General features: G+C 60.6%; 21 protein-coding genes, 2 pseudogenes and 1 riboswitch. Of the genes and pseudogenes, 13 read left to right on the top strand and 10 right to left on the bottom strand.

Features of this window, described 5'->3' with window-relative positions:
• Window positions 1–146: 146 nt before the first annotated feature.
• The 5 genes from J2Y41_RS18965 to J2Y41_RS18945 form a co-directional block, all read right to left on the bottom strand.
• Window positions 147–3545 (bottom strand): discoidin domain-containing protein, encoded by a 3399-nt coding sequence (locus J2Y41_RS18965; protein ID WP_309930770.1) that lies wholly within the window; start codon window positions 3543–3545, stop codon window positions 147–149.
• Between the two features lie 95 nt (window positions 3546–3640).
• Complete coding sequence (locus J2Y41_RS18960; RefSeq protein WP_309930768.1) at window positions 3641–4516, bottom strand: carbohydrate ABC transporter permease; 876 nt, start codon at window positions 4514–4516, stop codon at window positions 3641–3643.
• Window positions 4513–5355 carry a sugar ABC transporter permease gene (locus J2Y41_RS18955; RefSeq protein WP_309930766.1) on the bottom strand — a complete coding sequence of 281 codons (843 nt, stop codon included), beginning with the start codon at window positions 5353–5355 and terminating at the stop codon, window positions 4513–4515. The genes J2Y41_RS18960 and J2Y41_RS18955 overlap by 4 nt, the downstream gene beginning before the upstream one ends.
• A gap of 119 nt (window positions 5356–5474) precedes the next feature.
• Complete coding sequence (locus J2Y41_RS18950; protein ID WP_309930764.1) at window positions 5475–6884, bottom strand: sugar ABC transporter substrate-binding protein; 1410 nt, start codon at window positions 6882–6884, stop codon at window positions 5475–5477.
• A 212-nt stretch (window positions 6885–7096) separates the two neighbouring features.
• Complete coding sequence (locus tag J2Y41_RS18945) at window positions 7097–8137, bottom strand: LacI family DNA-binding transcriptional regulator (protein WP_309930762.1); 1041 nt, start codon at window positions 8135–8137, stop codon at window positions 7097–7099.
• An 863-nt stretch (window positions 8138–9000) separates the two neighbouring features.
• Here J2Y41_RS18945 and J2Y41_RS18940 point away from each other — a divergent pair.
• The 3 genes from J2Y41_RS18940 to J2Y41_RS18930 all read left to right on the top strand — a co-directional run bounded on the left by J2Y41_RS18940 (window position 9001) and on the right by J2Y41_RS18930 (window position 12715).
• Window positions 9001–10725 (top strand): hypothetical protein, encoded by a 1725-nt coding sequence (locus J2Y41_RS18940; protein WP_309930761.1) that lies wholly within the window; start codon window positions 9001–9003, stop codon window positions 10723–10725.
• A 566-nt stretch (window positions 10726–11291) separates the two neighbouring features.
• Window positions 11292–11477: riboswitch (cyclic di-AMP (ydaO/yuaA leader) on the top strand.
• A gap of 11 nt (window positions 11478–11488) precedes the next feature.
• Window positions 11489–12292 carry a LysM peptidoglycan-binding domain-containing protein gene (locus J2Y41_RS18935; RefSeq protein WP_309930759.1) on the top strand — a complete coding sequence of 268 codons (804 nt, stop codon included), beginning with the start codon at window positions 11489–11491 and terminating at the stop codon, window positions 12290–12292.
• Between the two features lie 171 nt (window positions 12293–12463).
• Window positions 12464–12715, top strand: a complete 252-nt coding sequence (locus tag J2Y41_RS18930; protein WP_309930758.1) for a hypothetical protein — start codon at window positions 12464–12466, stop codon at window positions 12713–12715.
• 40 nt (window positions 12716–12755) lie between these two features.
• Here J2Y41_RS18930 and J2Y41_RS18925 read toward each other — a convergent pair whose 3' ends face one another.
• Window positions 12756–12974 carry a hypothetical protein gene (locus tag J2Y41_RS18925; protein WP_309930756.1) on the bottom strand — a complete coding sequence of 73 codons (219 nt, stop codon included), beginning with the start codon at window positions 12972–12974 and terminating at the stop codon, window positions 12756–12758.
• A gap of 478 nt (window positions 12975–13452) precedes the next feature.
• Entirely contained in the window at window positions 13453–14100 is a 648-nt protein-coding gene (locus J2Y41_RS18920) for a DNA-binding protein (RefSeq protein ID WP_309930752.1), read from the bottom strand.
• A 596-nt stretch (window positions 14101–14696) separates the two neighbouring features.
• Here J2Y41_RS18920 and J2Y41_RS23145 point away from each other — a divergent pair.
• The 4 genes and pseudogenes from J2Y41_RS23145 to J2Y41_RS18905 all read left to right on the top strand — a co-directional run.
• Window positions 14697–14810, top strand: a pseudogene (locus tag J2Y41_RS23145) (sigma factor); the annotation flags it as partial.
• Between the two features lie 168 nt (window positions 14811–14978).
• Window positions 14979–15230 (top strand): sigma factor-like helix-turn-helix DNA-binding protein, encoded by a 252-nt coding sequence (locus tag J2Y41_RS18915; protein WP_309930750.1) that lies wholly within the window; start codon window positions 14979–14981, stop codon window positions 15228–15230.
• Between the two features lie 36 nt (window positions 15231–15266).
• Window positions 15267–15491 (top strand): hypothetical protein, encoded by a 225-nt coding sequence (locus J2Y41_RS18910; protein WP_309930748.1) that lies wholly within the window; start codon window positions 15267–15269, stop codon window positions 15489–15491.
• A 174-nt stretch (window positions 15492–15665) separates the two neighbouring features.
• A complete protein-coding gene (locus tag J2Y41_RS18905) occupies window positions 15666–15929 on the top strand; it encodes a hypothetical protein (RefSeq protein WP_309930747.1) in 264 nt (87 codons plus the stop codon).
• 275 nt (window positions 15930–16204) lie between these two features.
• Here J2Y41_RS18905 and J2Y41_RS18900 read toward each other — a convergent pair whose 3' ends face one another.
• Window positions 16205–16387 carry a hypothetical protein gene (locus tag J2Y41_RS18900; RefSeq protein ID WP_309930745.1) on the bottom strand — a complete coding sequence of 61 codons (183 nt, stop codon included), beginning with the start codon at window positions 16385–16387 and terminating at the stop codon, window positions 16205–16207.
• A gap of 462 nt (window positions 16388–16849) precedes the next feature.
• Here J2Y41_RS18900 and J2Y41_RS23140 point away from each other — a divergent pair.
• From J2Y41_RS23140 to J2Y41_RS18865, 5 genes and pseudogenes are all read left to right on the top strand, one after another.
• Window positions 16850–17893: pseudogene (locus J2Y41_RS23140) on the top strand (IS110 family transposase).
• Between the two features lie 504 nt (window positions 17894–18397).
• Complete coding sequence (locus J2Y41_RS18880) at window positions 18398–18706, top strand: hypothetical protein (RefSeq protein WP_309930740.1); 309 nt, start codon at window positions 18398–18400, stop codon at window positions 18704–18706.
• Window positions 18707–19036: 330 nt separating this feature from the next.
• Complete coding sequence (locus J2Y41_RS18875) at window positions 19037–19531, top strand: FAD:protein FMN transferase (RefSeq protein WP_309930738.1); 495 nt, start codon at window positions 19037–19039, stop codon at window positions 19529–19531.
• The gene (locus J2Y41_RS18870; protein ID WP_309930736.1) at window positions 19528–21048 is read left to right on the top strand and encodes an oxidoreductase; all 1521 of its coding nucleotides are present in this window, start codon (window positions 19528–19530) and stop codon (window positions 21046–21048) included. The genes J2Y41_RS18875 and J2Y41_RS18870 overlap by 4 nt, the downstream gene beginning before the upstream one ends.
• Before the next feature lie 237 nt (window positions 21049–21285).
• Complete coding sequence (locus J2Y41_RS18865; protein WP_309930735.1) at window positions 21286–22212, top strand: 3,4-dioxygenase subunit beta; 927 nt, start codon at window positions 21286–21288, stop codon at window positions 22210–22212.
• A gap of 129 nt (window positions 22213–22341) precedes the next feature.
• Here J2Y41_RS18865 and J2Y41_RS18860 read toward each other — a convergent pair whose 3' ends face one another.
• Window positions 22342–22602, bottom strand: coding sequence for a hypothetical protein (locus J2Y41_RS18860; protein ID WP_309930733.1), 261 nt, complete (start codon window positions 22600–22602; stop codon window positions 22342–22344).
• 492 nt (window positions 22603–23094) lie between these two features.
• Here J2Y41_RS18860 and J2Y41_RS18855 point away from each other — a divergent pair, with 492 nt between their 5' ends.
• Window positions 23095–23673: a recombinase family protein gene (locus tag J2Y41_RS18855; RefSeq protein ID WP_309930730.1), complete on the top strand. Its 579-nt coding sequence runs from the start codon at window positions 23095–23097 to the stop codon at window positions 23671–23673.
• Between the two features lie 762 nt (window positions 23674–24435).
• Here J2Y41_RS18855 and J2Y41_RS18850 read toward each other — a convergent pair.
• A partial coding sequence (locus tag J2Y41_RS18850; RefSeq protein ID WP_309930729.1) for an RHS repeat-associated core domain-containing protein occupies window positions 24436–25734 on the bottom strand: 1299 nt, incomplete at its 5' end.

Raw genomic sequence — 25734 nt, 5'->3', positions numbered from 1 at the left:
TCTTTCAGTGTTCTATGTCCAGGCGCTGGTGGCGCGGCTTGTCTGGTTGACGTGGGCGGCGGCGTGTTGGTGTGCGTAAGTTGCCAGGCGACGGCGCTCCGAGCCCGCCGGGAAAGCTTGGCGGGCTCGGAGCGCGATGTACGCGGTCAGGCGTATGCGTTGAACTCGGCGATTGACCACCATCTACCGGAGTTGCCGGTGTTGATGACCTTGATGTAGCGGGCTGTTTGCGTTTCGAACGACGCTACCTGGATTTGCTGTCCATCCGAGACGATCGAAGCAACCTTTGTCCAGTTGGTCCCATCTGAGGACACCTCTACGTCTGCGCTTGACGCAAAATCGCCGATGCTGGTGCCGGAATCCAACACCACCTTGTCGAAGGTCTGCGCCTGGCCCATGTCAACCTGCACCCACATGCCGACCGTCTGGCTTGCGCCGGAGCTGTAGCGGCTGGCGGCGTCACCGTCGAGCATCTTCTCAAGCGCATCGTTAGGCCATGGGCTGGTGTTGGAGGCCGTGGGGGTCCAGCCAGTCCTTGACAGGGGAGTGCCGTAGGCAGGGTTTGTGGATCCGCCACCGTCGACCGGGGGCACGGTTCCACCTGCGTAGACACTGAACTCGGCGATTGACCACCAGTTACCGGCGCTGCCGGTGTTGATGACCTTGATGTAGCGTGCCGTCTGCGTCGGGAAGGATACGGCCTGGATTTGTTGGCCGTCCGCCACGAGGGAAGCAACTTTAGTCCAGTTGTTTCCATCAGAGGAAACTTCAACGTCGGCCCGGCGGGCGTAGTCTCCCATGCTGCTTCCCGAGTCCAAGGTGACGGTGTCGAAGGTTTGTGCTTGACCCATGTCCAGCTGTATGGACATGCCGCTGGCCTGCCCTGTTCCGGAGCTGTACCTGGTGTCGGTATCACCATCGACCATGTTCGCAATCGCATCGCCCGGGGATTGGTTTGAGTGCGACGCTGTCGCTGTCCAGCCGGTTTTCGGCAATGGCGTGCCCAGGCCGTTGACGGTGAACGTTGATTCACCCGCCGGTTGACCCCATGCCCCGTTCACAGAAACCGTGTATGCGCCAGAGGGGAGATCGTTTGGCACGTATGCGCTGATGGTCGTATCTGACCAGCTCTCGATCTTGGCGTTGGTCCCTCCGAAGTACACGGTACCCAGGCCTTGGGTCGCACCGAAGTGTGAACCGGTGATCTTGAACTTATAGCCGGGTATGCCTTGGGCCGGTGCCACGCCGTCGAGGGCAGGAGCCGGATCTTTTGGCAGGGTCTTGGTGGTGAACATTGCCGAAGTTCCACTGGGCAGCGTGTACGTGTACTTGCTGTCTGCCGATACCGGGAAACTTTGGCTGGCTTTGGTCCCGTTGTAGACGACGGAGACATTCGCGCCGTCCTGGCTGGTCCAGCTTTGGAGCTGAAGGCCCTTGGAAACCGCTGTCGGTGCTTGGATGGAGCCTGTCCCTTCCGGTGCTCCGTAGACGTTGATCTCCCCGATTGACCAGCGGAAGAAGAACGATGGTGCGGTGCTGACGACGCGAATGTACTGTGCCTTCTGCGGTGACATGGTGATGGTCGTCTTGCCCAGGGCGCCGTTGCCGTTTGTGACTGCGCTACCCCAGTTCACGCCGTCATTGGACACGTACACCTGGTACTGGAAGACGGAGTCGAATGCATTGTCAGCTGTGTTGTCCAGTGTGATCTGGCTGAAACTGGTCGGGCTACCGAGGTTGATTTCGAACCCGTCACCGCTTTTCATCTTTCCTGCCGTGCGCCATCGTGTGCTGGGATCGCCGTCAATGGCGTTCGTGGGCGGGTTACCGGGCTCGTTCGGGGAGGATGTGAGTGTCCATCCGCTGCGGTTGAGCTCCTTTCCTGGGGCCAGGATGCTTGCCCCGACCGGAAGGGAATATGTGGTGAGTTTGTCCCCTGCGGTTACAGAGTTCTGAAGAGGCAGCAGCTTCGGATCGTAGGTGATGGTTTGGGATTCGGAGCCCGACTTGAACGCGAAGTCGTAGGTGGGATCCGTCGCAGCGCGACCCCCGTCCGCAGCTTTGGCATTTCCCTTGTCAGCGTTCTTGGGCAGGGAGTAGACGAAGGTGGCGGCGTTGCCGGCGTTCAGCTTGTAGTCGAAAGACTGCGATCCGTCTGCCACGCTGATCGTCTGCTCGGCGTTCGAATCGTTGTATGCGACCAGGACCTTGGAACCGTCAGGGTTCTGGAAGGCGACGTTATTAACGTTCCCGTCACCGAAGGTGTTCGAGTAGATCCGGTGGGCCCCGGGCTTTACGAACTTGGTGACTTGTGCGAGTGCGTAGTACTCCGGGTTATAGGTGATGGCACCGCTTTTGGGATCAATGGTTACAAGTCCGCGGCACATTCCGATGCCGTTCGTGTCGCTGTTCAAGGGCCCCATGTCAGGGTCCAGTGCGATGTTCCACAACATGGTGCCGTTGGAGTAGTTGCGCGTGGCGTCCAAGATCCAGGTGTTCAAGGCATCATGGAAGGCGACCTGGTTGTTGGCTTGCCACACACCGCCGGTGGCCTCAGTGAGGTAAATCTCTTTACCCGGGTAGTCGTTGTGGGCCAGGGTCTGGTACGTCGGGGTGCCGCTGTAGATGTGGAATCCGGCTCCCACTGCGTAGTCAGCTGTGGCAGGGTCGTTGTAGATGGACTCGGGGTAGGAGGGGACATCCCAGTTGTGGTCCCATCCCAGGATTTTCGTGGAAATATTATTGGCCTCGAACGCCTGGCCCAATTGCTGGATCAGTTTGGTTTGCTGTCCAGGGGTAAGTGCCATCCCAGGCCAGCTGGGAGCGTTAAGCGGCTCGTTCTGGGGTGTTACGTACGAGATCGGCACACCGGCCTTGCCGTAAGCCTGTATGTACTTAACGAAATAGTTGGCCAAGGCCGGGGAGTACTGGTCCAGGAGGGTACCTCCGATCATGGAACCGGAGGTTTTCATCCAGCCGGGTGGGCTCCATGGGGTCGACGTGACCTTCAGATCGGGGTTCAGCGCAAGGGCCTGCTTCAACTGCGGGATGATGTACGGCATATCGTGTTCAATGGAGAACTTCGCCAAGGTCGGGTCAGTCTGGCCGGCCGGCATGTCGTTATAAGAGTAGTTCCCGCCCACGTTGAAGTCCGTTGCGCCCATGGGCGAGCGGACCATGTTCAAGCCGATACCCTTTGAGGGGTCGAAGAGGTTCTGCATCAACGTGTTTTTGCTGTCCGTCGGCAGCTGGTTGATAAGCCAGGCCGACGTGTCGGTGAGTGCTGCGCCGTAACCGGTAATTTCCTGGTATTTGACGTTCTCGTCGACCTTGATCGTGAGCGGGCTGGTCGGCTGTTGGGCTTTGAATGACACGTCTTCCTGCTTGGCGACCCACTGGTTGCTTCCAACGTCGGTAAGCCAGACCTGAACGGGACTTACCTGTTTTGGAGCGGCCTGTGACGGTGTCGGTTGGATCATGGGTGCCGCTGCAAGGCCCACGCTTAATAGCGTGTACCCAAGCAGCGCGCGTTTGTGTTTGCGCATAAGCTCATTCCTTTGTGGGGACTTGTTTGCGGGGTTGTGCTGCCGAGGCAGCTGTATTCGATCTCAGGGGTGAGGGGTCCTGTGGACGTTTTCGCTCAGCGGAAGGAGCCTGCAGTGATACCTTCTACGAAGTACCGCTGGGCGAGCAGGAAGATCGCGATGCTGGGGATGAGTGCGATGACCACTCCGGCCAGGACGATCGAGATGCTCCCGGTGCCGAAGCTTCCCTGCAGGGAAACGAGGCCGACCGGAAGGGTGAAGGTGTTCGTTGACTGGAGGAACACCAGAGGGCGGAAAAACTCATTCCAGTACGCCGAGAAGTTCAGTACCGCCAGCGTCGCCATGGGTGGCAGCGCGATTGGCACGTAGAGCTTGGCGAAGATCTGGAAATGCGATGCGCCGTCCACGCGACCAGCCTCGGCAAGCTCGGCGGGCATCTGGAGGAAGTACTGGCGCATCAGGAAGGTGCCGAAGGCTCCGCCAACCGCCGGGATGACGAGCGAACCGAGATTATCGGCCAGGCCCATGTAGCGGATCATGATGAAGATCGGGATGATCGTTGTCTGTGCAGGGACCATCAGCGTGGCCAGGACGATGGCAAAGATGGACTGTTTGCCCTTGAAACGGACGAGTGCAAAGGCGTAGCCGGACATGGTTGATGTGATGAGTTGCAAGACCACGATCAGACCGGTGACGATAACGCTGTTGAGGAAGAAGGTCGCCAGGGGGACCTGTTGGAAAACCGCGGTGTAATTGGACCAGATCGGGGCAAGCGGGATCCATTCCGGCGGGTTGCTGAATGAGTCCGCAGGGCTGCGCAGCGACGTGGAAACCGCCCAGAGTATGGGTAAGACAAACGCCGCGGCGATGAGGATCAGGAGGAACAGGCCCGAACCCCGCCAGATCTTCCTGGTGCCGGCATGCGGGATGATGGCCTTGTTGGTCTTACGCGCTTTGGAAACTGTGCTCATGAGTAGAACACCCACTTCCGCGAAATCATGAACTGCATCCCGGTGATAACGAGCAGCACGACGAAAAGGACGACGGAGATTGCCGACCCGTAGCCGAATTCAATGTTCTGGAAAGCCGTGCGGTAGATGAGCATCACTGTCGTCGTCGTCGCATCTCCCGGACCTCCCTTTGTCATGACGTAGGGCTGGTCGAAAATCTGCATCGCATCGATGAGGCCGATCACGGATGCGAAGAATACCGTAGGGCTGATGAGCGGCAGTTTCACCGAGAAGAAGGTGCGGATCGGGCCGCTGCCATCCAGCGCCACGGCTTCCAGGACGTCCTTCGGGAGTGACCCAAGGGCCGCCACGAAGAGGATGAACACGAAGCCGAGTTTCTGCCACACCGCGACAATGACAATCGTTGCCGTAGCGCCACCCGGCGAGCTGAGCCAGTCGATCTGCGGCAGTCCCACGAGTTTGAGGTAGTAGTTAACAACCCCGAAATGGTCGTCAAAGAGATAGCTGAAGACGATCGAAAGTGACGCCGCCGAGACGAGCAGCGGCAGAAAGAACGCGGTGCGGAAGATGGAACGGGCCCATGTGGAGACCCGTTGCTGGACCAACAGGGCCATGGCCAGGCCGATGACGACCTGAAGCACGACAACAAGGAACGACAGAACAGCCGTGACCCTGAAGGAGTTGATGACTTTCTCGTCCACCAGCAGGCGCTCGAAATTCCTGGCGCCCACGAACTGCGGCGGGGAGATGATGTCCCAGGTGAAGAGCGACAAAACGAAGGTGAAAATGATCGGAAGGGCGGTGAACACCAAGATGATGAGCACGGAGAGGGAAATCATGCCCCAGCCGAAAGCACCTTCGCGGCGGGCCGCTCGGGTGCGGTTGCGATGGGAGGGCTCAGGACCCCCAGGGCGCGTGACCCTGGGGGACGTTCGGTCGACGGCGGCCGTGGACACGGTCAGCCTCCGATGGCCTTGGCTGCTGACTCAAGATCGGCCTGAAGCCCGTTGAGTGCTTGCTTCACATTTCCGGAAGACATTGCCTCCGTGGTGCGCTGGTTCAGTGCGGTGGCCATGGCGTTGTAGTACGGCGGTGCCGGGATGGGGGCGGTATCCGGCAGCTTGTCCAGTGTGTCGTAGAACACCTTCCAGTTTTTCGGGCCAGTCGTGGTCGAATAGCGTTCAGCCGTCATCATCGAACGGCGCGAGGGCGTAGTCGAGTTGCCTGCGGTCAGGACTTCGATCGAGGCAGGCTCAATGAGGGTTTTGAGGAATTCCCAGGCCAGGTCCTTGTTCTTCGAGGACTCGAAGATGCCGTAACCGCCGGTACCGAAGAGGTGGCGTTGTTGCTTCCACTTGGGGAAGTATTGGACATCAAAGGAACCGTTGGCCATGCCTGCGTTGTGCAGGCCGCCAGCCCAGAAGCCGCCGCCGATGCTCATACCGATCTTGTTCGAGGAGAAGAGGCCCTGCAACGTGGCGCCTCCGCCGACGTCGGGCTTGGCGCTGAGACCGCCGTTGGTCAGTTCGAGCATGAAGTCCAGGGACTCCAGGACGGCGTCCGAATTGGCCGTCGGTTCGCCCCACTTCCAGCCTCCGCTGCGGCCCTTGGCCGCGGCGTCGTTGGTGTAGAAGTCGTTCCACAACCAGTCTCCTCCGGAGTACTTCTCCTCTTTGACCAGATTGCCGCCGTTGGCGTACATGAAGGAGGTCCAGGAGCCCCACAGGCGCACTACCCAGTCAAACGGGACGACGTCCGGGTTCTTCTTCAGACCGCCGGCAATGGTCTTGAAGTCGTCCATGGTCCAGTCAGGCCCTGGTAGTTCAAGTCCGGAGCTCTTCAAAAGGTTCGTGTTGAAGTACATGTTGCCGGCATTGAAGTCGGTCGGCAGCTCATAGAGGCTGCCGTTGTACATCATTGCTTCGATAAGGCTGGGGTGGACGTCCTTGAAGTAAGGCGCCAGCTGGTCCTTGTCACGCTTGACGTAGTCGTCCAGCGGGAGAGCGAGCTTCTTCTGGGCGAAGAGCTGCACGCCCTCGGTCGCAACCGAGACGATGTCCGGCGCGTTGCCCGCTGCGATCTGGGTCAGGACCTTGGTGAAGAAGTCGTTCCAGTCGGTGCCATTGACGCCGGTGAACTTCACCTCCACCCCTGGATTGGCCTTACGGAACGGTTCCGCAACCTTGGACGTTTGGTCCGCTTTGTCCTGCGGGCCGAAGAACAACACATTCAGGGTCTTGGATCCTGAACCTGAACTGTTGCTGGAGCCTCCAGGGCTGCAGGCAGCTATGCCTGCTGCGCCCAGTAGTGCAGCACCCCCGAGAAGAATCCCGCGCCGGTTGACCGGCGTCGAAAGGAAGGAATTCATGGAGCGAACCTCTCTGTTCATACGTATGAATGCAAGCAAGAAGAGTGTGATCCAAACCTCACTTTGCTGTCAAGAGTTTTTGCGGGCCTCCAGCCCGGACCGAGTCACATTCAAGTCACAAACCCAAGGGGCAGTTGAAGATCCCTGATTCAGACCCCCTGATATCAGGAACTCGAGAAAACCCCGGGGACACCCCGGGCCTGACGGAACGGTCAGGTCAAGGCGGGCGGGGCCACGGAGTCCCGGAGAATGAGTGCACCAGGAATTGAGGTACCGACCGGGGGCTTTCCGGTTTCGATGGCCTTGAGGAGGAGCTTTGCAGCCGTTCGACCCATCTCATAATGCGGAATCGAAACGGTCGTCAGATTCGGTGTGATCTGGTCCGCGATTTCCTCTTGGTCGTCGTAGCCGACGATCGAGAGATCAGCGGGTACCCGAAGACCCATCGAAAGGGCTGCCATTATGGCGCCAAGCGCCATCCGGTCATTCCCACAAACAAGCGCCGACGGCGGATCCGGCTCAGTGAGCAGACGACTGGCGAGACGGTACCCAGTATCGACATGGTAATCACCGGTAAGGACCAAATGCGGGTCCACTGCCAAGCCGGAAGCCTCGTGTTCCTCCCGGAAGCCTCTTTCACGTTCAATCCGCGCCTGGTCATCGTCAGGCCCTCCGAGGTACGCAATCCTTCGGTGACCTGCCGAAATCACCACCCGAGCCGCAAGCCGGCCGCCGGCCACTTCGTCCGGCACGACTGCCGGAAGGTTCTGGTCCGTGGCCGACCACGCGTTGATCAGCATGGTCGGAACCTTGGAGACCGCGGCGGGCGTATCGACTTCACCCCACGACATAGACGCGTAAAGGAGTCCATCCACTTGCCGAGAAAGCATCGCGTCGACAGCCGCAACCTCGATATCGGCATCCAGGCCCGTGTCGACCACGAGGAGCAGGTACCCTCGCTCCCAGGCATACTCCTGGGCTCCAAGCAGAACCTTCCCCCCGAAAGGCGTGGTTGCGATTCTGTCCGTGATCAACCCAATGGTCTTGCTCTGCTGCAGGCGCAGGTTCCTCGCCGTGTCGTTCGGCCGGAAGCCCAACTGCAGGATTGCCTCCCGAACCCGCTTCGTAGTCTCCGGAGGGATCTTGCCCGTCCGGTTCACGACGTGCGACACGGTACTCTGCGAGACGCCAGCTAATAGACCCACATCCTTCATCGTCGGCTTTTGGACGTCGGGGGACTTTCGCAGCGGCATATCCAAGATGCTAACCCCGATCCGGCCGCAGCCAGGACTTCCTGCAGAAAACCGTAGGCCTTGTCTGGAGTCCAGCTCACTAACGGAGTTGAAACAGCCCCAACTGGTTGCTCTGTTCATTGTCAGAGGTTCCTGAGGAATTTCCTGCCAGGAGACCCTGCCAGGAAGGAGTGGGCTGTGGGCTGGACATCCAACGACTACAGACACGGAAGACTGGGTTGCTGCCATTGCACTTACGGGAATCTTCGATCGCAGGCGGCATGATTGTCGATGGGATCACGGCGGCTATAAACCGGCAGGGGAGTTCTTTCCTGATCAGGAGATCATCTCTGACAATCTGACTATGAGCTGGCGCGACGCTTGCACGTGCGGTTGGCAGGGAGAGCTCTGGCCAAGAGTTGCGTCAGCTTCAGAGGCTGACATTGCTACGCCTCAGGAATACGTGTAGGTGACGGTGTTTGGCAAGCGGACCTCGAACGCGCAACGGGGGACCTGTGGGCCCGGGAGCTCGTCGTCAATCTCTAGTGGCAAGCCGAGCGTCTTTCTCTAAGTGAATCCCGTCCCTCCGCCGTAAGCGTGTCTCAATGAGGGGGATCTCATGGAGGCTACCCATGCCAAATAGTGCCGTACAAGCGCCGCCACCCGCCGCTGAAAGTCACACCTTTCGCGTTTTTCAGAAGCCGTCTGCATTACCAAGCAAAGGGTCGTTTTGGCGGTGTCCATGATCATCCTGACCATCACGTTCTCGCACTCCTGGGGTCGAAGAGAGTGTCACGGATAATTTCTCGCTTCCCGCCCTGCTGGCCGTTCTATCGGTCGGGTTCCTCGCCATCTTTATCGGATATCGAAGGGACCGCCAGCAGATGCTCATCCATGCCGAAGACGAGGAGCTTGCTACTTGGCCTCTGCCGTGGCTTCACATGGTCAGGAAGTTAATCGAACAACGACTGCAGGCACGCTTCATGCCGCCAGGCAATGCCACCCGCATGCGGCTCGAGGGCCGGGTCCTGCATATATCGGAACTCATCGCGGTTCGTGAAGGTCCGCTCGAAGGGACGATCCTTGCCCACATCCTTGCCCACTTGGATCCTGACGGGAGCGGCCTGATTCCAGGAGGCGAGGATCTGCCAGATGCGGAATCCGGCAGCCTCAACGAAATCCGCTGGGCACCGGGGGCCTGGGAAGGAATCCTCACCCACGGCTTCGGCATCAGCTCCGACGAGGAAACCGCTGCCGCCATGTCCGGGCTCATAAGCCGGAACATCCTCAGGGGTTTCCGGGCCGAGGACTTCGACGCCCTCTACGGGCTGGCCCGGTCTAAGGAATTCATCTTTTCCTATATCGACGTCCTCAGCACAGTGAGCTCGTCCCACGCGCTATCCGGGGCAGGCATCCGGCAGCTCGGCCGGCGCCTCGTACGTGAAGGACAGCACAGGGAGCCGGTCAAGCTGGGCATCGCTCTCCTCGGCCTCATCGGCGACAACGCTGACCGCGAGCTGCTTCTGACCCTTGGACGACACGAGGAGTTCACCCTCTACTGTGCGATTGCGATCTCCAATGTTGAACCGCCGGATTCCAGGGATAAGGTGCTCCTCTCTATGGCGAAGAGTGTGGAAGGCTGGGGCCGTGTTCACGCGGTAGAACGGCTCGAAGGATCAACCAACCCTGAGGTGCAGGAAAGGATGCTCAGTGACGGATACCGCAATATCGTCGGTAGTGAGTACACCGCTTACATCGTCGCTACCACAGGGAAACCAGCAGAGGCCCTTGCCAACCCGGATGTCACCCTTCATCTTCTCGATGCCGCCGCCGAAATTCTCGGCGCACTCTCGAATGACGCTGGCCCGCCGGTCCAAAGAATGGACGACTACCTTGAGGGCCCACTAGCACTGGAGCGCTTTATCACTCATGTTGAGCAACACGGCCCCAGGCTTTCCCACTTCACGGCGACAGAAGACATAGCCGTGTTTCTCCGCCGGGAGCAAAACTGGGAGGCCGGCAAGGACTCCCGCTGGACAATATCGATCCGCGAAGAATTTGCCTCCCGCTGCGAACGCATCAATCAACACCCAGGATGGGCCGCCCTCGCCGAAAAGGGACTCATATCGGCGAACAACACCGAGTTCTACAAAGCTGAAAGGATCGCCCGCGCCCTGGGCCTGGACACCTATCCAGCCCACTGGCGCCGTGTCCAGTCCTATCCCTGTGACAGCAGCTGGTTCGCACTCTTGCAGGAAGTCGACGAGCACCGCCTCCCCGCGGTCCTGGCCTACGCCCGGCAGTCCCTTCCCCTCGGGGAACTCGGATCCGGCCCCGACGATAAAGACGCGCAAAGTGACCGGTTTCGTGCACACCACGCTCTCGACACGATCGTCACCGGACTCGCGAAGTTCCCTGGAGAGGGATGGGACCTGGTCGAGACGTGCTTGCGCAGCCCCGTCATCCGCAACCGGAACATGGCCATCAACACTCTCGAAGCGTGGACACCCACCCACTGGGGACCCAATGTTCTTACCGCATTATTGCGGGCACATGCTGCGGAACCCGACGACAAGCTACGCCAACGACTCGACAGCCTCATCAAGTGACCGAAGTTGAACGCAAACCCAACAAACCGTCGTTTAAGACTCGCCCAAATAAAATCCCCACATGGCTGTCCTGCCGTCACTATTGACCCCGGACCGGGTTGAGCGAAGGAGCGGGACCAACACCTTCGGTATCCCCATTACCGCCCGCTCCCGCTGGCAGCAGGTCCGATTGAGCTCGCCTTGTTAGCCGGGGGCGTGGTATGGCTGCAACCTACCCGACCCACACCCATCCGCCATTTTCACACCCCGAATCCGACGAGCGGAAGCAACAGGAAGGCCTTTTCGTTAACCCGTCCCGGCGTGCGGCGACGTTCTCACACAGCAGGGAGGGAGTGCGATCCTTGTTTCGGGACGGCCCATGAACCATACGGGCCTAGGACATTAGCAACCACCCAATCACATGACAACGAGGTAGCAGCGAGAGGAAGATCAGTCTTCTCATCGGCATTCTCCGTCACCGCCTCCCGTTCGAAGCGTACCGCCCCCTTGCATTGGGGCCGTCATGAATGGCGGTTGTACTGATTAAGTAGATTGTCTTGGCTTCAGCCGGGGCATCCCGGTCAGCATGCCGAGCCCTGCCACTGACCGGAATCCACCGTATTTGAGGTTGGCAGGGACGGGGGAACCACATTCATCACGGCCCTTATCACAGGACCTTGGGGTTAAGCCGATCGCTGCGCATGGCGCGGAAACGTGATTGGCCGGGTATTTCCAATCCGAACCCGACAGCTCACCCCGCAGGCATTGGAAAGGCAGCCCCACCATGTCAAAGAAGTCCACTACCGCCCGTCATCGTGCGACTCCTGGCCATTCAATCGTGCTTGAAGGATTGTCCGTCACCGCCCGAACCCAGGCGCGGGCGCTGGGACGGCCGGCACTGGTAGCAGTTGCCGCCTCTGGTCTTGTTTTCAGCATGGGGGCACCAGCCCACGCCGGAGTTCACGGCCCGGAAATCCCGGGGTCAAACGGTGCTCTTCAGGCGCAGGCCAGTGCTCCGTCTGTCCTGTCGGCATCGGACAGCGGGCGAGTTTACACGGTAGTTTCCGGCGATACGCTTGGGCGCATCGCGGCAGCGTATGGCGTCAGCCTGGATGGTGTCCTCGCCGCTAACGGTCTGAGCATCTCTTCGATCATCTTCCCCGGTGACCAGCTCCGGATCCCCGCGACCGGGTCCACGGCCGCACCCGCAAGGGCATCGGTTACGGCGACCACGAGCGGCGGAACCTTGTTGGTCTCAGCCTCCACGCCGGTGGCTTCAAGCTCCATTGGTTCCGCCCTCCTTGCCTCCGCCTATTCCCAGCTCGGTGTACAGCAGGATTGCACCGCAATGGTGGAAAAGGCGCTTCGTTCCGTCGGTAAGAGCGTCGGCGACCTGGCCCCAACACAGTTCTTCCAGTACGGGACCGTTGTGGGCACACCAGCGCCCGGTGACTTGGTCATCACCCCCGGACATGTCGGCATCTACGCCGGCAACGGGCAGGTTGTCAGTGGCGGTGTCAACGGCTACCAGACCGCCGTGCACTCCATCAGCTGGCTTCCAGGCGCATCGTTCGTACGCGTCGCCTAGGTCGAGCACCCCATACTGCGGAACTGGAACGTACGAGATCCCTTACGTTCCAGTTCCGCCGCCGCGGCTGAAAACTGACCCACCGGCATCCTGGCGGCGGCACCCGCTGAATATGACACCCTCATTCAGGACCACCTTGAACTCGGAAATCAGCAAAATAGGGAAGAGAACATGACGTCTACAACCGACACCACAGAGATTGAGTCTCAACGGAGACTTGGTCGGACATACAAGAAAGCCTCAATCATTCTGGGCGTCATGGGCCTGTTCATCCTCGGAGTTCCCTTGGGCATCACTGCCTTCATTTATTCCCGCAAAGCGGAGACCCATGGCGTCAAAGCCACCACTGGGGTCGTCCTGGCGATACTTGACATCGTCAGCGCGATACTGGTTTTGATGGTGTTCAAGCCATTCAACGTCTAGGCGGACGGCGGCGCGCACACCGTTGACTTCATCAGAGTGTTTATCGCAAGGGATGGAAGGCAGTGATGAAGTTGAGAGTGGAGCTGTTCGCGAGGATCCGTCGGGACGCCAGGGTGGCTGGCATGTCGATTCGCGCCCTCGCAAAGAGGTACGGGGTTGCAAGGAGAGCTGTCCGGCAGACATCGGCCGCTGAGGAGCCTCCTGAGCGGAAGCCGCCGGCGCGCCAAGCCCCGAGGTTGGGGCCCTTGAAGCCAGCCATCGATGCGATGTTGCTCGCTGATCCTGATGCTCCGCGGAAACAACAACGCCATACCGCGCAACGGGTCTTTGACTGTCTGGTGGGATGAACACTCGGCGGTCATCTCGTATTCAGCGGTCCGACAATACGTCAGTGCCTGCGGGGGCCTCGATAGCGGTTGAGTCCGGGGACGGCCCCGTGGAAGCCTTCGTGCCTCAGGAACACGCGCTTGGGGCGGAAGCGGAGGTTGATTTCGGGGGATGTGTGGGTTGATCTGGACGACGTCCGGACCCGGTGTCATTTTTTCGCTTTCCGGCTCAGCCGCTCTGGAAGATCCGTTCACCGGATTTACCCGACCTGCGCCCAAGAGGCGTTCCTGGAAGGCCGGGCCGCGCCAATTTTCCGGGGTTTTCCCAGTTCCTTAGCGCTTTCGCGTCACGTTGCCGGCGCCACTGAAAAGCCACACCATCACGCCCGCACCTCTGATTGTCTCGCTCGATCAGTTCTCTTGGTCGTTCACTGCAGGGATGCCCTCATGAGCGGCCGACAATTCTGCTTGCAGCCTTCTTGCTTGGTTTTCTGCGTTCTCGCGGCGGTGTTGCTCACGGTCGCGTTCGGCGATGAGCCGGTCCCGTTCGGCCTCGATAGCCTCCAGTCGGGCTTCGGCCTTATCGGCCCGGGACCGTTCCGCCGCCAGGGCCTCACGTGCTGCGTCCGCCGCGGCCGCTGCCTGTTCCCGACCGGTCACGGTTTCACGGCGGGCTTCGTCGCGCTCGGTCTCGGCGTTCTCGATCTCCTCAGCCACGGCGTCCCGTTCGGCCTCGGCTTGGGCGACCTTGGCCAGCCAGCCGGCGCGGGACTGGTCAAACTCGGCCCGGGCCATCGTGAACGCTTCACGCCACAACGCCGTGAACCGGGTCTGCACCGCGGCAGGCGGCTCAGGCACTGCCCGGGCCTGGGACTCCCGCTCGTTCCAGTCCCTGGCGGCCTCCGCCGCCACGGTCATCCGCACACCGGATCTTGCCCGGACGGCGCGGGCCGTCACTGCCTCGCCCTCGGCGGCTAGCGCCTCGGCAGCATCCGAGGCCCGACGCTGGGGATCCTGCTGTTCTGAAACTTCCTGCCCGGCGACCCGCTCGCTGCTCACTACTGCCCCTCTCATTGACTCCCACCAGATTACCACATCGGAAACAGTAGAAACTATGTTTCCTGTTACCATCGTTTCCCCCCGGATGAACAGATTCTTAGGAATCGGGCAATTTGGGTGCGACGTCACGTTCCGGAAGGGAGGGAGTTAAGGCTGATGTGCGGGAACGGGATTGTCCCCCCATTTCATCCCTAGTTCTCCCGCGCAGTCCCGGCCTGCAGATGCGGACCTTTTGCGGCCCGGGTGGAGGGTGGGCCTGGCGGGGCCTCCTGCCGGCAGGTTTTCTCCGATCCCGGCCGGCTGACCATGCGCTGGGCAACGGAGCGTCGGCCCACCCTCCCAAACACCTATGCGGAACTGTGACCTCGTTTCGCGTCACGAAATCAATGCCCCCGCCGTAAGAGAGGCAATAGAAGCGCCAAGTGGGTGTGCGCGATCCCTGACGCTTTACTGACAAAGGGGGACCCTCATGGGCACACCAGCTCCGGCGCTGGCACCATCGCACGCACGCCAACACATCCGTCTTCGCCATCGCCGACGACTACGTCAGGGAACAAGCCCTGATCCTCGCCGTCAGGGCAGGCGATCAGGAAGCTTTGGGCGTCCTCTACCAAACGCACCGGGACAATGCATTGGTGTTCGCCCGGTCACTGGTCCGGAACAACCACGATGCCGAAGACCTCTTCCACGAAGCGTTCACCAAGACCATGAACGCGATCGCCAACGGGGCCGGGCCTTCGGATAACTCCCGGCGTACCTTTCCACCGCGATCCGGGCCAAGGCCGCGAATTGGTGGAAACGCTCCTTGCGGGAACTGCCCGCGGAGAACACCGACTTGGACTTCCCCGTCGCCCTGGATCCGGCGGTTGGAGGCCATCATGGAGCACGGCGCCCACGACCACGTACTCGCGGCGCTGCAGAGCCTGCCCGAACGCTGGCAGAAAGTCCTCTGGTACACCGACGTGCTCCAGTACAAGCCACGCGAGATCGCGCCGTTGCTGGGCATCGCACCCAACGCGGTCTCCGCCCTGGTCCTGCGTGCCCGTAAAGGCCTGCGCGCCGCATACGCCGAACTTCTGAACACACACAACCAACCCGAGGCCGGTCAGGGACCCGTTTCGGGCGCCTGACACTGACAATCCACGCACATTACTGGGGAACTACATATGGAACTGATCGACCCGCACCACGGGGTAATGGCCGCCGTCCTGATCGTGCACTGCCTCGGCATCCTTGCCATCGGGATCATCATCGTGCTGCTGATGTTCTCCCTGTTCATCGTCATCATGACCGTGCACACCATCAGAAGCCTCTGGTCACTACGCAGACCCCCAAAGGTGCTACCACCCGCAATCCAGGCAATGGGATTAGTAAATAACGAGACTCACTGATGCGCTCTCTTGGTCCGGGCGAGACCACACTGTCACCCTCTTCGCCGCGTTCCCCGCTTCCGCCAGGCCCCATGCCACCGACCCGTAGATGTGTCCAGGCCCGAGACCTTACGCACTTACAGGCTCGAAGATGTCGATCACCGACTGGGCGCCCGTCAGGTTCATGAATACGACTTGGTCTTTGACCGGGTGCCTTCGGATCTCGAGTCCGTCCTCACTTCTTGGATCGAGTGGGCTATCGCTGCTGGTGCCGAGTTCGCATGGTTCGGGTTCGAGGGCTCATTCGACTTCAACCACATCCTGACCGAGGACGTGGGGAATCAGATATGCGGCGTCGGGACGAGCGAGATTGTCGCGCTAGCCCTCGAAGATGACTTCCGCCAGGGTCCGGACTGGGGCGCAGAGCTTAGTGATCTTCGAGAACAACTCAAGCTATGAGGTACGCGCCGGGTCCGGCATGGTAGCGGACTGATAGGCCTCGCTATTGGTTACCTGCTGGCGCTTCTTCTCACAGGTTTCGATCCACGGCAGGCGTTCGCGGCCGGGCCATGGGTTCTTCCGGCAATGCTGGGCGTTACCTTATACGGGGTGATCCTGGAACGGCGAGAACGAGGCTAGTACTAGAGGGGCCATTGCACCGTAAAGGATCTTCCAGCGTGCGTCGGTGAAGCAGGAGAGCGCGCTGGAGGACCCGTGTTTTCGGTTCGGGGGCCTTATATGAGGGTGTTGAAGATGTCCCAGCCGGTGCCGATTTGGTCTCCGCCGTATAGTCCACCGGACGTTATGCCGTAGTAGTTGTGGAGGTTGCCTTCTTGGTCAACGGCGATGACTTCGTTGGAGGGGAACGTCGGATATGTAGCCTTACCGAAAATGCCTGCGCTGCTGATTTCGGTCATGACACCCCATCCGAGACCTACCGCGGATGGGGATTTCCAGCCGCCGTGGCCGTCGGTTGGCTATTGGCGGAGCACGCCGCTGCGGTCACGGCCGAAGATGTCGACCGCTCCATCACCGCTGGTGTCACCGGGGGCGATGATTTTGTCGAAGATGTGCCACCCGGAGCCGACCTGTTTCGGTGCAAGCCAGCCTCCTTTTCCGTCGCCGGGGTAGAGAAACAACCGGCCTTTCACCGTAAGCCTGACGCGATTCTGCTGTCCTTGGACCGATTGGTCGACTTGATGGGTTGGTGCCAATGCATGCGAATGGCTCGGTGGCGTGACCTCATAGGAGCGTGCGTTTAAGGCGCCCATCACTGGCTTGTCCGTCCCACTCGAACATCGTGTGCCAACTCAATGGATGAAGTTGAACGCGATCGAGAAGAGGTACGGCCATGACCCGCATGATCCCCCACTGCCGGCATCGTTACAGGCGGCATCGACACCCACGGACATACTCATCACGCCGCGGTCCTGGACCACGTCGGTCGCCACCTCGGCGACCGGGGAGTTTCCCACGACGCCCGCCGGCTACCAGGCGTTGAGCGCCTGGCTGAATCGACGCGGTCAGCTCGAGCGCGTCGGAATTGAAGGCACGGGCACCTATGGCGCCGGGCTCACCCGGCACCTGGAAGAAGCCGGCGTGAAGGTGGTGGAGGTCAATCGGCCTGATCGCTCAGCGCGCCGAGCGAAGGGAAAGTCCGATCCGCTTGATGCGTACGCTGCGGCCCGGGCTGCGCTATCAGGGACCGCCGAGGGCCAACCCAAGACGGAACGGGAAGATTGAAGCGATCCGTGCGCTTCGGGTAGCCCGCAACGGCGCCGTAAAAGCCCGCACCCAAGCCACGAACCAGCTGAAAGCCCTGCTGATCACCGCTCCGGCCCAGCTACGAGAGCAGCTGCGCCATCTGAGCACGACGGTACTGATCATGACCTGTGCCAGGATGCGGCCCACCGGTCATCTCGGCGAACCAGACCACGCTACCAAGACCGCGTTGCGTCGTCTGGCGCGTCGTCACCAACACCTCACAGAAGAGATCGCAGAGGCCGACATCGAGCTTAAGAAGCTCATCACCGTAGCCGCACCACACCTGCTTGCCCTTCCTGGTGTCGGCACCGAGGTCGCCGGACAACTACTCGTGACCGCCGGGGACAATCCCGACCGGCCACGTTCCGAGGCTGCGTTCGCGCACCTCTGGAGCCGCTCCTATCCCGGCTAGCAGTGGCCGCACCCACCGTCACCGACTCAATCGCGGCGGTGACCGCGCCGCCAACAACGCTCTCTACATCGTCGTTCTCGGACGCCTGCGCTACGACGCACGCACCCGCGCCTACGCTGACCGGCGCACTCAGCAAGGCCTGTCCAAACCCGAAATCATCCGTTGCCTCAAAGGCTACGTCGCCCGTGAAATCTACGCTGCCCTACAACCTGCCCACACCACAGAGGAACTCGCCAAAGCCGCTTGACGATCCATAGGAGCATCGGTCCCTCACCGTGCCAGCGAAGCCCTCATCCAGGATTCGTGCTGCTGGCCGCCATGACATGTACGTAGGAGCCGCACGATGAAATGCACGATGACCGGGGGGGAGCTCTGCAACTTGTCGACTCTCTGCGGCCATCTCATCAATGGATCCTCTGCTGGGGTTTCGTCAGGTGACTTTCCTGTCGGAAAACCTAAGGACGGAACGCGCTGAGAACCTCTGCGTCACGAAAGGCCCGGTAGTGAGTCCCTTTACAGGATTAGTTTACGGTTCAACTTAGATGAACTGGATCTTGTCCTATGACCGGCTTCCTCTTTGAAATGAGTCTGAATGATTTCGTCGTCTGTCCGTAAAGGTCTTCTTGTTGGTGTGGCCGGTCTCTCTCTCACGGGGGCCGTAGCGGGTTGCGCGCCCGGGGTGAACCTGAGCGCCGACTCAATTCCGGCGACCAGTCCAACAAAAACCCAATCCGCGGAGTCGTCCGCTCCGTTGGCTCAGACTTCCGGGTACAAGGACGGTGCCTTCAGTGCCGACGGGGCATACACGTCGCCCAACGGCCAGGAGAGCATCGGCGTCCAGCTGACGCTGACCAGCGGCGCGGTTTCGGCGGTGGAAGTCACCGCGCATGCGACCAACCCGATGAGCGAGAAGTTCCAGGGCGAGTTTAAAGACGGCATTGCCGCCCAGATTGTGGGCAAGAAGCTCGATGAGATAAAAGTTACCAAAGTCGCAGGTTCATCCCTGACCAGCGGCGGATTTAACCAGGCCCTGGAAACCATCAAGGCTCAGGCCAAATAGCGTCATGGCGCATCCAGGCTGGAGCGACTTCAGCTTCGCCGGGATAGGGACCAAATGGGAGATCTCCACGCCGGAACCGCTCACGCCTGCGGCCCGCCGCGATGTCCTCGGTGTCGTGGAGGACTACGACCGAAGCTACTCACGGTTCCGTCAGGACTCCCTGCTTGCCCCTCTGGCAACAGAACCCGGAACGATCATCCTTCCGGCGGAGGCCAATGAACTGGAAGCACTGTTCACGAAGCTGTACCGGCTCAGCAGCGGAGCCATGACACCCCTGATTGGTGCCAGCCTTGAACGGCTGGGCTACGGGGCGGATTACTCCCTGATACCTTGCGGAGAGCCAACCCCAGCGCCCCGGTCACGCTTGACATCGGCGCCGCCGGGAAGGGTCAACTGGTGGATCTCGTGGCCGGCACCCTCAACTCGTCCGGGATCACCGAGTACCTTATCGATGCCAGTGGTGACATGCTCTTTTCCGGTTTTGAACCGCTGGAAGTCGCCTTGGAACACCCATACGATTCCAGCCAGGCGATTGGCGTAGTTACCATCGACGGCGGAGCCCTCTGCGCGTCTGCGGCAAACCGGCGTGCGTGGGGCGATGGCCTTCATCATGTCCTGGACGGCGTCACCGGACGCTCAGTGCAGACTGTCGTAGCCACCTGGACCATGGCAGCGACGGCCATGGAAGCCGATGCCTTTGCCACAGCACTGTTCCTGATGGACCCCGCTGTCCTTGCCAAGGAATTCAACTTTGACTGGCTGCAGGTTTTCTCCGATGGCAGCGCAGCGTTTTCAACTGGATTTAAAAGGAGCTTGTTTGTATGAACGCCATGAAGACGCGGCTTGACACTGCCTTGGGCAAGCTCACGATGTACAGGCTGGTTCTGTGGGTTCTTGCGGTTCTTGCGGTCTACAGCATGGTGCTGAACCTCCTGGGTTGGCTGACGTTTGGCCTGCCCGAGATGCTGGCGCACCTGGGGCTGTGCCTGGGACTGACCTATGGCTCCAACAGTCTCATGGCCAAGCTGTTCAAGGTCCACCCGCATTCGGAGTCTTCGCTCATCACGGGGCTCCTCTTGTACTTCCTGTTCTGGCCGACGGAACTGAACCCCTCGATGAGGGTGTCGGATGTCGCCGGTATCGCTCTGGCATGCCTTTTGGCAACGGCTTCCAAATACGTGCTGGCGTTCCGTGGCCGGCACATTCTCAACCCTGCAGCCGCTGGCGCCTTCATCACAGGCCTCACCGGTTTGAACATCGCAACGTGGTGGGCAGCAACCCCCGCCATGCTGTGGCTCCTCGTTCCCGGCGTCGTGCTGGTGGTGCGCCGCACCCGCAAGTCCCTAATGGCCGCTGTATTCATGTTCACCAGCACGATGATCATCGTCATCCAACTGCTGCCCACCGTGGCTGATCCTGGTGCTGCACTCTGGCAAACGTTGGCTCAGAGGCCGCTGCTCTTCTTCGTCGGATTCATGCTTACGGAACCGCTCACGCTGCCGCCGCGCCGCAGGCAGCAGCTCGCGCTGGCCGTTGTCGTTGCCGTCTTGTTCGCGGTGCCATACCACCTGGGCGTCATCGCCAATTCCCCGGAGCTGGCCCTGCTCGTTGGCAACTTCGTCGCGTTCCTTCTGGGACAACGGGGCGCTGTCCTGCTGACGTTCACGGGGTCCCGTCCCCTCAGCACGTCCGCCACCGAGTTCCGTTTCAAACCTGGCCGGCCCGTTCGGCACGCCCCGGGCCAGTTCATCGAACTCCACCTGCCCCACCGCCGCTCCGACGGAAAAGGACAACGGCGGGTATTTAGCATCACCAGCGCACCCGGCTCGCCCGAGGTGAAGGTCGGCGTCGGCACAGCCGGGCCGGTCTCTGCGGCGAAACAATCCCTGCTGGCCCTTGAACCTGGCGACGTGGTGAGCGCCACAGCAATCGGCGGGGACTTCCTGCCCCCACACAATCCAGACACACCCGTGCTACTCATTGCGGCAGGTATCGGGATCACCCCGTTCATGGCTCATCTAGCCCAGGCTTCAGACGGAAAGCGTGACGCGGTGCTGTTGTACCTGGCCAGAAGCAACACGGAACTTTCCTACTCCCCAGAACTTGAAGCCGCCAGCGCCCGCATCATCGCAAGAACCTCAGACGGCTCAGCCCCCGCACCATTCATGGAAAACGCGGGACCGCACAGGATCGACCACCGCAGACTCCGGGACCTGGTCCCGGACATCACTGCCCGTGATGTCTACATTTCAGGCTCACCATCCGCCGTTAGCTTCCTACGCACCGCCGCGCGGACCGCCGGCGCCAAACGCATCCAAACGGATTCCTTCGCAGGATACTGAACCCACACGGCACACACCCGCAATCACGCCCATCCACTTTGGCGGGTCCTCATGCGGCGCCTCCATGCCCCCTTCCCGAGGGCACCCGGTTCAAGGACGTCAGCGCCGTCCTCGGTACCAGACACACCTAGCGGCACTGCTGCTCTCGCAATCTTTCTGTTGGACCGCGATCATCATTGGCTTCGCCAACAGCATGAACCGACGTCAGGAATGGCCACACACCGAAAGGACGGTCCCATGACCAACAATGACGAATCCCGGAGACCTACAGTAGCGAAGTCCCCTCAGCCGCACCCGGACCATGACCGTGGGCTGGAATTCGACCTCTCAACCTTGCTCAGCCGACGCAGAACCCTCGGCGTACTCTTTGGAGGGGCTGCCGCAACCGCTCTGGCCGCCTGCATCCCGGACGGCTTCGTGCCTCCGCCGGGAACCACGACTAACGAGCCGACCCCGACCTCTGCAAGCCCGGCACAGGCCACCGTTCCCCCTGCCGGATTGACTACCCCCTCGGTCACCCGGGCAATCGCCGAGTGCGGCATCGAGATTACCGAAGAAACCGCCGGGCCCTTCCCCGGCGACGGATCCAACGGACCCAACGTGCTCGAGGCCTCCGGCGTCGTCCGGCAAGACATCACCACCAGCTTCGGGACTTCCAACACCAAGGCCACCGGCGTTCCCCTCACCGTGACCCTGACCCTTCTGGACAACAGCAGCGGATGCAAGCCACTAGCAGGCGCCGCGGTCTATGTCTGGCACTGCGATAGCGAGGGCCGGTACTCCATGTACGACACTAACCTTGAACACGAAAACTACCTCCGAGGTGTCCAGGAAACCGACCCCGAAGGCCGGATCACCTTCACCACCATCTTCCCCGGCGCCTACAGAGGCCGATGGCCTCACATCCACTTCGAAGTATTCGAGGCCTTGAACAACGCCACCAACGCAGGACAAATCCTACGAGTATCCCAAATTGCCCTCCCCGAAACTGCCTGCGCCGATGTTTACGCCACGGCAGGCTACGAAACCAGCGCCCGCGTCTTCCCCAGAACGCCACTGCACTCCGACATGGTATTCGGCGACGACGGCGCCATTCACCAGCTTGCAACAATGACAGGCGCAACCACCACCGGCTACACCGCAACCCTCAACGTCACCGTCTGAGGCAAAAGCGTCGGGATCATTCGCCCTAAGCCACCGACGAGGCCGCCAGTAGCGGGTGAAATCATTACTGTGCCCCAGGCTTCAACCATCGGAGTCCCCTCAACAAGCCTCTGACCGCTCCTTGTGGCATTAGCTGTGCCACCGCTGTTGGAGCCATTGGAGGGTGCTCTTGCTGGAGAACTCGCGGCGGCCTTTCAGCTCAGAGGGCACGCCATCGGTGAGGGTGGCGGCATGCCGCCAGCAGCTGGCAAGGACCGTGAGGAAAGCGTCAACGGCCAGTGGATCCGCGGCCGCAACCCGTTCGTTTTGACCGAACAAGCCCTGCAGGTCCTGAGACCCGGCATCGGACTCCAGAAGCAGGCAGACGACATCGACCCAGTCCGGCCCCAAGCATGCCCGCCCCAATCGAGGATGCAGATCCGCCCGCGGTCGTCGATTTTATGGGTGTCGTGCCGTAGGCGCCTCAGTGATGCAATCCGCTGCGGATTTCCACCGACCTGTTCGTGCAGCCATTCACCCACTCCCATGGGCAGAGGCAGGCCCACTGTTCGTCCTCCGCAATCAGCGCCTAATGGCTGAGTCAACAGGCCTGGGCGGGATGGCCAGTCTCCGGCCCCTTCGGCTTTCGGGCACCCAGAGCGACATTTAGCGCTACCAAAATGCCACCACTTACCGCTGCGATTCACACGCGAGCCAGCACCGTCGACCACCCACAGTCCCGCAGGTCTCAGCAAAGGATCCTTTGATAAGAACCGCAGGGCCGGGCCTGGTTAAGGATTCAGGCTCGCGGATTTCCGGCACGTCGATTGTCCCAACAATGTGTCTCACTAAGGTATTCTCAACATCACCCATATTGGCCCTTTGATAAGACCCGGAGAAGTGATGGCACGCCTTGGATACGCCCGCGTCAGCCTGGCTGACCAAAACACCGATTTGCAGATCCGGGAACTGGAAGCAGCTGGGTGCGAGCGAATCTATAAAGACCAGGGGATCAGCGGGACGCGGGTCAATCGTCCGGAGCTGGACCGGATGCTGGACCGTCTCGGCCGAGGAGATGAGGTCGTGGTGTGGAAACTGGACCGGTTGGGACGAAACACCCGTCATTTGCTCGAGCTCCTGGATGATTTTAAGGTGCGAGGCATCAAGTTCCGTTCCCTAAGGGATGGCATCGCCACCGACCCAGCCAGCGAGGTCGGGGGAGCGATGGCCCAGGCCATGGTCACCATCATTTCCGCGTTCGCCCAGCTTGAACGAGACCAGCTCTCCGAGCGCACCAAGGCCGGCATGGCGGCTGCAGCTGCTAACGGACGCAAAGCAGGCCGCCGGGAAATCACGACAGACCACGAGAAGGTCAAAAGGTCGCATGAACTGAAAGCTCGCGGGCTCAAACCGACGGACATCGGAAAGATCATCGGAGCCAGCCGCGCCACCGTCTACCGATACCTAGCCATGGACTCCTGAGGCCCACAAAGGAACTGTCCCGGAAGCTATCTTTGTGGCTGCTGTCCACGGCAGGAGATTTGGGACAACATTCGGGACGAAAATGTTGCGCAGAGCTCGGCGGCTGGCGGCACGAGCTAGGCGCCTATAACCATTTGGGCCTGCGCAATCTCCAGCGTTCAGATTGCTACCCCGGCGATCATCGCGAATTGGAGGGGACACGTCATTCAAGAACATGACGCGCCGGTTGGGCGCGACTGGGAGCGCCACACCGGGCCCTCATGAACGACCTTTGTGCGTGACGGCGGTTTGCCAAAGACGGAATCCAGCCGTACCGAAGGGAACCACTTGCTGCCAAATCGTCTAGGTGCCTTCCAAGGATGTGTTCAATCCGGTCCGGCCTGTTCTCCGGTTCCTCGTTCGAGGACCTTAGGTTGAGCATCATTAGGTAAGTTCCGGGGTGCGACCGGCCACGGAGGGGTCACGGCTCGTACCGGTAGCGCTCAGGTCCGGCTTCCGGACCTCGGTCCATCAGCAGGTTTCTTAATTGAGCGGTCGGGTCCCACCCAACGGGTGGAGCACCTCTAGTCCAGGGCATTCCGGCTTCGATCCATTCGTCCCTTAGCTTGGCCAGGACACTTTGGAGACTTTCCCCAACTCGGCCTCCATCGTCATAGCCATATTCGATCCAGCAGCAAGGACAGATCTCAGAGCTTGGGATTTCATTCAATGAGTAAGGAGGTTCGTTGATGCCTGGAAACCCGCATACCGGGCAAAAATACGTCACTTGCTGCCTTCTTTAAGGAAGTATTCCAGGTTGGACATGCCAGTTTTCGTGGGATCTGGAACGTAGTAGGTCCTGACGACCCCATCCTTACTAAGGATGCCAAACTCTTGGGTTGAACTGTTAAATCGGACGATATCCCCGTTGGTCCTAACCTTCTCGATGGTCGAAGGTGAAATTGGGCCCTGTAGAAATTCTGCGGCCATTTTCTCGTATCCTGCAGCAGATGTAGCACCAAGGGCAGATCCATGCCGGGCAAAATGGTCCGCTAGGTACGATTCGCCACCGAATTTTGCCGTGTATTGAGGGTGCCGAAGAGGGAATGCACTGAGTGCACCGGGGCCCTTTACGGGCAGAGGCAAGCCCCAGAGGGCACCCCCGGCCATGGAGTTGATGTATCCGTTTGCCGTTGTGTGTCCTTGGTTGGAGAGGCCGTAGCCGATGCCTGCGCCGATGATTCCGCCCGCGATCGCGAAGGGAGCGCAGGCTCCTAGCGTCAATGCAGTACACAAACCGCCCAGGAGTAGGGCTCCCGCTGCGCCGCCGATCATTTCGCCAGTCTGGTTTTGGGCGGGTGCTGGTGGCGGCGGTGTGGGTGCCACCGGTGTTGGGTAGACGTATCCGGTTCGCCAGGGGCCGGGATTGCTGGGTATGGGAGTGACCCAGTCGTCGGCGTAGCCGTAGGATGACGGGCTGATCGCGTTCCAGTCGGTGCCGTCGGATAGGACTGGGTCGTAGCCGAGGTGGTCGATGAATGTTGCGGGGTTGTTGTTGACGTAGTTGTAGCGGTGTAGTGACTTCGGTTGGGTGAGGAGTCCGCGCCATGTGTCTTGTCCGGTCCAGGTTCCTGTGGATGGGTCGAGCGTGCGGGCGTGGAAGCGGTGGGTGCCATACGTTGAGTTGGTGGTTTGTCCGGTGTAGTTGGGGTCGGCGTCCCATCCGGTGGTGCCGTATTCCTGGATGCCGTAGTCGGTGTATTCGGACAGCTCACTGATCACACCGTTGCCGTCGTTGGTGCCGGTGGTTTGGGCGATGGTGGAGCCGAGTTTGTCGAGTAGTGCCCACCGGTCTTCGATGGTGGTGGTGCCGGTTTGCAGGGTGACGTGTCCGAGGTTGTCGGGGATCAGGTTCGTAGTGTTTTGGCTGCCAGCGCCGTGGTTGTCGGTGTTTTGGAGGGGTGTGAGCCCGTTGAACGCCGTGGCTGTTTCGTGGGTGCCGTAGTGGGTGGTGTCGGTGGTGGTGAGGTTCCTGCCGAGCCCGTCGTATTTGTAGGTGCTTTCGAGCCCGGGCCGGGTGAT

The sequence above is a fragment of the Arthrobacter sp. 1088 genome, from assembly GCF_031455315.1.
In the GTDB taxonomy this organism is placed as follows: Bacteria; Actinomycetota; Actinomycetes; order Actinomycetales; family Micrococcaceae; genus Arthrobacter.
Note: the sequence above shows the minus strand (reverse complement) of the source record. Positions and strands in the feature narration are given on the sequence as shown.